This window comes from Agromyces binzhouensis (genome assembly GCF_004135055.1).
Lineage (GTDB): Bacteria > Actinomycetota > Actinomycetes > Actinomycetales > Microbacteriaceae > Agromyces > Agromyces binzhouensis.
Map to the genome: position 1 here is coordinate 1 of NZ_SDPL01000116.1, position 7,815 is coordinate 7,815.

The window sequence follows — 7,815 nt, forward strand, 5'->3', positions numbered from 1 at the left end:
CTCCGCGGCCGGAGCCTCGGCGACAGGGGCCTCGGCGGCCACCTCGTCGACGGGCGGCGCGGATGCCGCGGCGGGAGCCTCGGCCTCGGAGGGAGCTGCGGGGGCCGGCTCGACGACGTCGTCGGCCTCGACGGCCGCGGTGCCGTCGGTGTGGGCGGAGATCAACTCCACGAGTTCTCCTTTTCGGCGCTTCGAGGCGCCCGCGATGCCGAGCGAGGACGCGAGCTCCTGGAGCTCGGCGACCTTCATGGTCGACAGGCGGGTGCGGTCCACGCGCTCCGCGTGGTCGGTTCCGTTGGTCACTGGGATTGTCCTTTCCCCTGGCCAGGCATTGGGGGTTGGCCGAGGAGAGCTGATCGCGGCACGTCGCAGACGTGCGCGCGAGGCGCAGATCTGCGCGATGGCGAAAGCATGAGATGCCGGGAATCGCACCGAACGGCGACGGCGCGAGTGGTGCAGCGCCGACCGGGTGCGGACCTCAGTCTAGCACCCGGTGGTCCGCGCTCGGACCACGCGCCACGCGGTGCGGCGCGGATCCCGAGGCGGAATCCGCGCGTCCCTCAGTCGCCGTCGACCGGCGTCACCGTCGCGCCGAGGAAGTCGACCGCCAGCGGGAGCGCCTGCCAGGCGGTGTCGGCCGTCTCCTCGACGAGGCTCGTGGCATCCGCCCGCTCGCTCGGATCGCTCGCGAGCACGAGGATCGACGGGCCGGCCCCCGACACCACGGCCGGATGGCCCGCCTCGCGCAACCGCCGGATGAGCCGATCGGTCTCGGGCATCGCCTCGGCCCGGTAGCTCTGGTGGAGCTTGTCCTCGGTGGCCGCGAGCAGCAGCTCGGGGCTCTGGATCAGCGCCGCGACGAGCAGTGCCGAACGGGAGACGTTGAAGACGGCGTCCTCGTGGGGCACCGACTGCGGCTGGAGGCTCCGTGCGAGCGCGGTGGACATCTCGTGCTCGGGCACGAGCACGAGCGGGGACACTCCGCGGTGCACCATGAGCTTCTTGTGGCGCGGACCCTCCGGGGTGACCCAGGCGATCGTGAGCCCGCCGAAGAGCGCCGGCGCGACGTTGTCGGGGTGCCCCTCGAGCTCCGTGGCGACCTCGAGCAGTCCGTCCGGGGAGATCTCGACCTCGGGCGCGAGCAGGCCCTTCGCCGCCATGACGCCCGCCACGATCGCCGCGCCGGAGGAACCGAGGCCCCGACCGTGCGGGATGGAGTTGTGGGCGACGAGGCGGATCGGGGGGAGTTCGCGGCCGAACCGGGCGAACGTGTGCGCCATCGCGCGCACCACGAGGTGCGATGCGTCCAGCGGGACCTCGCCCTCGCCGACCCCGTGCACCTCGATCTCGAGCCCGGAGTCGACGACCTCGACCTCGACCTCGTCGTACTGCGCGAGCGCGAGCCCGAGCGTGTCGAAGCCGGGACCCAGGTTCGCCGAGGTCGCCGGGACCTTGACGTGCACCTTCCGCCCGAGCAGGACGTCGTCCGTCGAGGGCGTCGCCTCCGCCGCGGCGGAGGCGCTCATGCGCCGAGCCCCAGCACCTCGGCGACGTGCGCCACGTCGGCGGGGACGACGGTCGGCGCGACCTCGGAGCCGTCGGGACGACGGAGCGCCCACTGCGGGTCCTTCAGTCCGTGCCCGGTGACCGTCAGGACCACCCTCGCGCCCGCCGGCACCTGCCCGGCCTCGGCTCGCTCGAGCAGGCCCGCGACGCTGATCGCGGAGGCCGGCTCGACGAAGATGCCGACCTCGGCCGAGAGGATCCGCTGGGCCTCGAGGATCTTGTCGTCCTCGATCGCGCCGAAGTACCCGTCGGTCAGGTCGCGCGCCTCGAGCGCGAGGTGCCACGACGCCGGGTTGCCGATGCGGATCGCGCTCGCGATGGTCTCGGGGTTGCGGACCGGCTCGCCGCGCACGAGCGGCGCGGAGCCGGCGGCCTGGAAGCCGAACATGCGCGGCAGCCGCGTCGCGTTGCCCGCCGCGATGTCCTCGCGGTACCCGCGCGTGTACGCGGTGTAGTTGCCCGCGTTGCCGACCGGGATGAAGTGGAGGTCGGGCGCGTCGCCGAGCACCTCGACGACCTCGAAGGCGGCGGTCTTCTGCCCCTCGATCCGGTCGTTGTTCACCGAGTTGACCAGGTGCACCGGGTAGTTCTCGGCGAGGTCGCGCGCGATGTCGAGGCAGTCGTCGAAGTTGCCCTGGATCTGGATGAGCTGCGCGTCGTGCGCGATCGCCTGGCTGAGCTTGCCCATCGCGATCTTGCCCTCTGGGACGAGCACGGCGGCCTTGATGCCGGCGTGCGTGGCGTACGCGGCGGCCGAGGCCGACGTGTTGCCGGTCGAGGCGCAGATGACGACCTCGGCCCCGCCCTCGACGGCCTTCGTGACGGCCATGGTCATGCCGCGATCCTTGAACGAGCCGGTCGGGTTCATGCCCTCGAACTTGACCCACACGTCCGCGCCGGTCCGGCGCGAGAGCGCCGGCGCGGGCAGGAGCGGCGTGCCGCCCTCGCCGAGGGTGACGATCGGGGTGGCGTCGGTCACGTCGAGGCGATCGGCGTACTCCCGGATGACGCCGCGCCACTGGCGCGACGGCGCCTTCGTTGCCTGGTGGTTCACTCTGCTCCTTCGACTCGGATGACGGATGCGACGGAGGTCACGACCGGGCTGTCGGCGAGCGCGGCGACCGTCTCGGCGAGCGCGGACTCACGCGCCTCGTGGGTGCCGATCACCAGCGTAGCCCGGCCGTTCTCGTCGTTGATGGTCTGCTCGAGCTCGCCGACCGAGACGCCGTGGTCGGCGAACACGTGGGCGATCGTCGCGAGCACGCCCGGCTGGTCGGCGGCCTCGATCGTGATGGCGTAGCGGGTCGTGATGCGGCCGATCTCGAGCACGGGGAGCTCGGCGTGCGTCGACTCGGCCGTGCCCGGCCCGCCGAGCACGTGGCGGCGCGCAATCGCGACGAGGTCGCCCAGCACGGCGGACGCCGTCTGCACGCCGCCCGCGCCGGCGCCGTAGAACATGAGCGGGCCGGCGGCCGCGGCCTCGACGAAGACCGCGTTGTTGGCGCCGTGCACGGCGGCGAGCGGATGGCTCCGGTGCACCATGGCCGGGTAGACGCGTGCGGACACGCCCTCCTCCCCCGTCTCGGGGTCGGCGAGGCGCTCGCAGATCGCGAGGAGCTTCACGACGTAGCCCGCACGCTTGGCCGACTCGACCTGGGCGGCCGTGACGCCCGTGATGCCCTCGCGGTGCACCTTGTCGACGGGAACGCTCGTGTGGAACGCCAGGCTGGCGAGGATCGCGGCCTTCTGCGCGGCGTCGTAGCCGCCGATGTCGGCGGTCGGGTCGGCCTCGGCGTAGCCGAGCTCGGTGGCGGTCGCGAGCGCGTCCTCGAGGGAGGCGCCGGTCGTGTCCATCCGGTCGAGGATGAAGTTCGTCGTGCCGTTGACGATGCCGAGGATGCGGTCGATCCGGTCGCCCGCGAGGCTGTCCCGCAGCGGCCGGATGATCGGGATCGCGCCGCCGACGGCCGCCTCGTACGAGAGCTGGGCGCCGACCTGCTCCGCCGCGGCGAACAGCTCGGGACCGTGGGTGGCCAGCAGCGCCTTGTTGCCCGAGACGACGTCGGCACCCGACGAGACGGCCTTCAGGATGAGCGTGCGCGCCGGCTCGAGTCCTCCCATGAGCTCGATCACGATGTCGGCGCCGAGGATCAACGACTCCGCGTCGGTCGTGAGCAGCTCGCGCGGCAGCGCGACGTCGCGCGGGGCGTCGACGTCGCGGACGGCGATGCCGACGAGCTCGATCCTCGCGCCGATGCGATTGGCGAGCTCGTCGCCCTGCTCGAGCAGCAGCCGGGCGACCTGGGAGCCGACCGAGCCGGCGCCGAGCAGCGCCACGCGGATGGAACGGTATTCGATCATGCGGTGACTCCGTGTGCGTCATCGTCGTGGTCGGACAGTCCGGCGTCGCGGGCGAGGAGGTCCTCCTCGCTCTCGCCGCGCACGATCACGCGCGCGGCGCCGCCGGAGACGGCCACGACCGGCGGTCGTGGCACGTGGTTGTAGTTGGACGCCAGCGACCAGCAGTACGCGCCGGTCGCGGCGACCGCCACGAGGTCGCCGGGGGCGACGTCGTGGGGAAGCCAGTCGTGGTCGACGACGACGTCGCCGGACTCGCAGTGCTTGCCGACGACGCGCACGAGCGCCGCCGGTTCGTCGGAGGCACGCGACGCGAGGCGCACCGTGTACGACGCGCCGTACATCGCGGTGCGGATGTTGTCGCTCATGCCGCCGTCGACGGACACGTAATGGCGCCAGCCCTCGTCGGTCGGCACGGGCTTCACGGTGCCGACCGTGTAGAGCGTGATGCCGGCCGGACCGATGATCGAGCGACCCGGCTCGAACGCGAGGCGCGGCACCGGAACGCCGAGCCGCCCGCTCGCGGCGGCGACCGCGCGCGCGATGCCGTCGGCGATCTCCTCGATCGGAGCGGGCCGGTCGGCCTCGGTGTAGGCGATGCCGAATCCGCCGCCGAGGTTCAGCTCGGGCACCGGTGCGACCGCCGACAGTTCGGCGTGCACCGCGAGCAGCCGCTCGGCCGACTCCGCGAAGCCGGCGGCGTCGAAGATCTGGGATCCGATGTGGCAGTGCAGGCCGACGAAGTCGAGCGAGTCGTGGGAGCGGATGCCGGCGACCACGCGCGCCGCGTCGGGGAGCGCGATGCCGAACTTCTGGTCCTCGTGCGCGGTGGCCAGGAACTCGTGCGTCGACGCGTGCACGCCCGAGTTGACGCGCAGCCGGACACGCTGCACGCGGCCGGCGCGCGCCGCGGCATCCGCGATTCGGAGCACCTCGACCTCGCTGTCGATGATGATCGTGCCGACGCCGGCGGCCACGGCGCGTTCGATCTCGCGCACCGACTTGTTGTTGCCGTGGAACCCGATGCGCGCGGGATCGGCGCCCGCAGCGAGCGCGACGGCGAGCTCGCCGCCCGTCGCCACGTCGATAGCGAGCCCCTCGTCGGTCATCCAGCGGACGACCGCGCCCGAGAGGAACGCCTTGCCGGCGTAGTAGACGGTGACCGAGGTGCCGACGGATGCCGCGGCCCGCTCGAAGGCGGCGCGGGTCCGGCGGGCGCGCGAGCGCGCGACCTGCTCGTCGACGACGTAGAGCGGCGTCCCGAAGCGCTCGGCGAGGGTCTCGACGTCGACGCCGCCGACGACGATCCGGCCGATGTCGTCGCGGTGCGCGCCCTCGGGCCAGACCGCAGGATCGAGCGCGCCGGCGTCCGCGGGCGCGCCGCGCATCGCGGGGACGGATGCGCTGGATGACACGGGGAACCTCACGGGACGATGGAACGACGGATCGCTCGGACGGCGAGCGAACCCGGATCGGTTCCTGAAGCCTCGGTGCGGGCCGCCCTTGTGGGGCGGCATACGGGCGAGTCTACCGACGCCGGTCGCGGCGGCCGAATCGACGACGACACCGGATGTCGCGGACGTGGCGCAGCCGGACCGGCGGCGTCGCTCAGCCGCAGGTGCCCGTCGTGGCGAGGGTCTCCTCGACGAGCGGAAGCCCGCTCGCCTCGAGCCGGACGGTCACGCGATCGGGCTCGACCTCGATGCCGGAGAGCTCGACCCCCTCGGGGAGCCGGTCGGCGACGCAGATCGGGACCGGGTCGCCGCCGAGCACACCGTCGACCAGGCCGGAGGCGTCGAAGCTGCCGCCCCCGGCATTGATGTCGGCCGCCACGGGCCGGAGCAGCACGCGGTCGCCGGCCGCCTCCGGCTCGGCGGTGATCGAGAAGCCGATGGGGATCCCGAGGAACGTGGTCTCGTCCTCGTACGCGACGGTCCCCTCGCCGAGGGTGAGCCCGCCGGTGATCCCCTGCGACGCGGCGATCTCGTCGACGGCGTCGCCGTCGATCGACGCCTCCGCCTCGCCGCGCTCGAGCGTCGCGCCCTCGGCGAGCGGGACGCCGTACGCCGTGACCGTCACGTCGACCGGGACGCCGTTCACCAGGAGCTCGGGCGCGGTGGCGACCATCTCGTCCATGCTCCCGGTCATCGCCTGCCAGAGCGCGGAGAACCCGATGATCTGGACGCGGACCTCGCCTTCGACGCCCTCGGGCAGCGACCGCTCGATCGAGTCGGCGACGTTCCGCTCGGCGATGCCCCGCCCGACCGTCTCGACGAGGACGAGCAGGGCGGCGATCACCGCGAGCACGACGAGGACGACGACCACGACGCGGCCGCCGCGGCGACGGCGGGGCGGCGGGGCGTCCGTCCCGCCGACCGGGTCGACGGGAACCGTGTCGGCGTCGCGTGAACTCATGCGGGCGAGGCTACATCCGCTCCGGCGCCGACACGCCGAGCAGGTCGAGGCCGTTGCGGATGACCTGCCCGGTCGCGTCGTTCAGCCAGAGCCGCGTGCGATGCAGGTCGCCGACCGGCTCGTCGCCGAGCGGGAGCACGCGGCAGTTGTCGTACCAGCGGTGGTAGAGGCCCGCGAGTTCCTCGATGTAGCGGGCGATGCGGTGCGGCTCGCGGAGCTCCGCGGCCTGGGCGACGATGCGCGGGAACTCCTGCAGCGCCCCGAGCAGCGCCGACTCGGCCTCGTGCTCGAGCAGCTCGGGAGCGAACGACGAGCGGTCGACGCCGGACGTCGCGGCGTTGCGGGCGACGGCCGCCGTGCGCGCATGCGCGTACTGCACGTAGAAGACGGGATTGTCGTTCGTGCGGCGGCGCAGCTGCTCGGGGTCGATCGCGAGGGGCGAGTCGGCCGGGTACCGGGCGAGCGTGTAGCGCAGCGCGTCGGTGCCGAGCCAGGCCTGCAGGTCGTCGAGTTCGATGATGTTGCCCGCCCGCTTGGACAGCTTCGCGCCGTTGATGCTCACGAGCTGGCCGATGAGCACCTCGATGTCGCGCTCCGGGTCGTCGCCCGCCGCGCCCGCGAGCGCCTTCAGGCGATGCACGTAGCCGTGGTGGTCGGCGCCGAGCAGGTAGATCTTGTGCTCGAACCCGCGGTCGCCCTTGTCGAGGTAGTACGCGGCATCCGCGGCGAAGTAGGTGTAGACCCCGTTCGCGCGACGGATGACCCGGTCCTTGTCGTCGCCGAAGTCGGTCGTGCGCACCCACACCGCGCCGTCCTCGTCGAACACGTGGCCCTGTGCGCGAAGGCGCTCGACCGCGGCGTCGATCGCCGAGATGCCGTCGTCGTCCTTCGCGTGCAGCGCGCGCTCGCTCGTCCACACGTCGAAGTGCACGTTGAAGCGCTCGAGCGACGCGCGGATCTCGGCGAGCTGGAGCTCGTAGGCGATCTCGCGGGCCGTGTGCAGCGCGACCTCGTCGTCGAGGTCGAGGAGGTGGGGCTCGCGCTCGAGCACGCGCGCGGCGAGGTCGGCGATGTACCGGCCCGGGTAGCCGTTCTCGGGGGTCGGCTCGCCCTTCGCGGCCGCGATGACCGAGGCGCCGAAATTGTCCATCTGGTTGCCGGCGTCGTTGATGTAGTACTCGTTCGCGACCTCGGCTCCGGCGGCGCGCAGCACCCGGCCGATCGAGTCGCCGAGCGCCGCCCAGCGGGTGTGCCCGATGTGCAGCGGACCGGTCGGGTTCGCCGAGACGAACTCGAGGTCGATCACGCGACCCGACAGCGAGTCGCCGTGGCCGTACGCGGTGCCGGCCTCGACGATCGCCCTCGCGAGCGCGCCGGCGGCCGCGGCATCCAGCCGGATGTTGATGAAGCCGGGACCGGCGACCTCGGCGCTCGCGACGCCGTCGACGCCGGCGAGGCCGGCCGCCAGCTCGGTCG

7 protein-coding genes are annotated in these 7,815 nt (G+C 72.9%); all 7 read right to left on the minus strand.

Annotation, left to right across the window (positions count from 1 at the left end):
• Positions 1-303 (minus strand): Rho termination factor N-terminal domain-containing protein (locus ESO86_RS07695; protein ID WP_242492263.1); only part of this gene is annotated, 303 nt, incomplete at its 3' end.
• A gap of 257 nt (positions 304-560) precedes the next feature.
• Entirely contained in the window at positions 561-1,526 is a 966-nt protein-coding gene (thrB, locus tag ESO86_RS07700) for a homoserine kinase (protein WP_129234371.1), read from the minus strand.
• A complete protein-coding gene (gene thrC, locus ESO86_RS07705) occupies positions 1,523-2,620 on the minus strand; it encodes a threonine synthase (RefSeq protein ID WP_129234372.1) in 1,098 nt (365 codons plus the stop codon). Before thrC ends, thrB begins: the two co-directional genes overlap by 4 nt.
• Complete coding sequence (locus tag ESO86_RS07710) at positions 2,617-3,927, minus strand: homoserine dehydrogenase (protein ID WP_129234373.1); 1,311 nt, start codon at positions 3,925-3,927, stop codon at positions 2,617-2,619. Before ESO86_RS07710 ends, thrC begins: the two co-directional genes overlap by 4 nt.
• Positions 3,924-5,312 carry a diaminopimelate decarboxylase gene (gene lysA, locus ESO86_RS07715; protein WP_129234376.1) on the minus strand — a complete coding sequence of 463 codons (1,389 nt, stop codon included), beginning with the start codon at positions 5,310-5,312 and terminating at the stop codon, positions 3,924-3,926. The genes ESO86_RS07710 and lysA overlap by 4 nt, the downstream gene beginning before the upstream one ends.
• Positions 5,313-5,532: 220 nt before the next feature.
• The gene (locus ESO86_RS07720) at positions 5,533-6,339 is read right to left on the minus strand and encodes an LmeA family phospholipid-binding protein (protein WP_129234374.1); all 807 of its coding nucleotides are present in this window, start codon (positions 6,337-6,339) and stop codon (positions 5,533-5,535) included.
• Between the two features lie 10 nt (positions 6,340-6,349).
• The coding region (locus ESO86_RS07725) for an arginine--tRNA ligase (protein WP_129234375.1) at positions 6,350-7,815 on the minus strand (1,466 nt) is incomplete at its 5' end.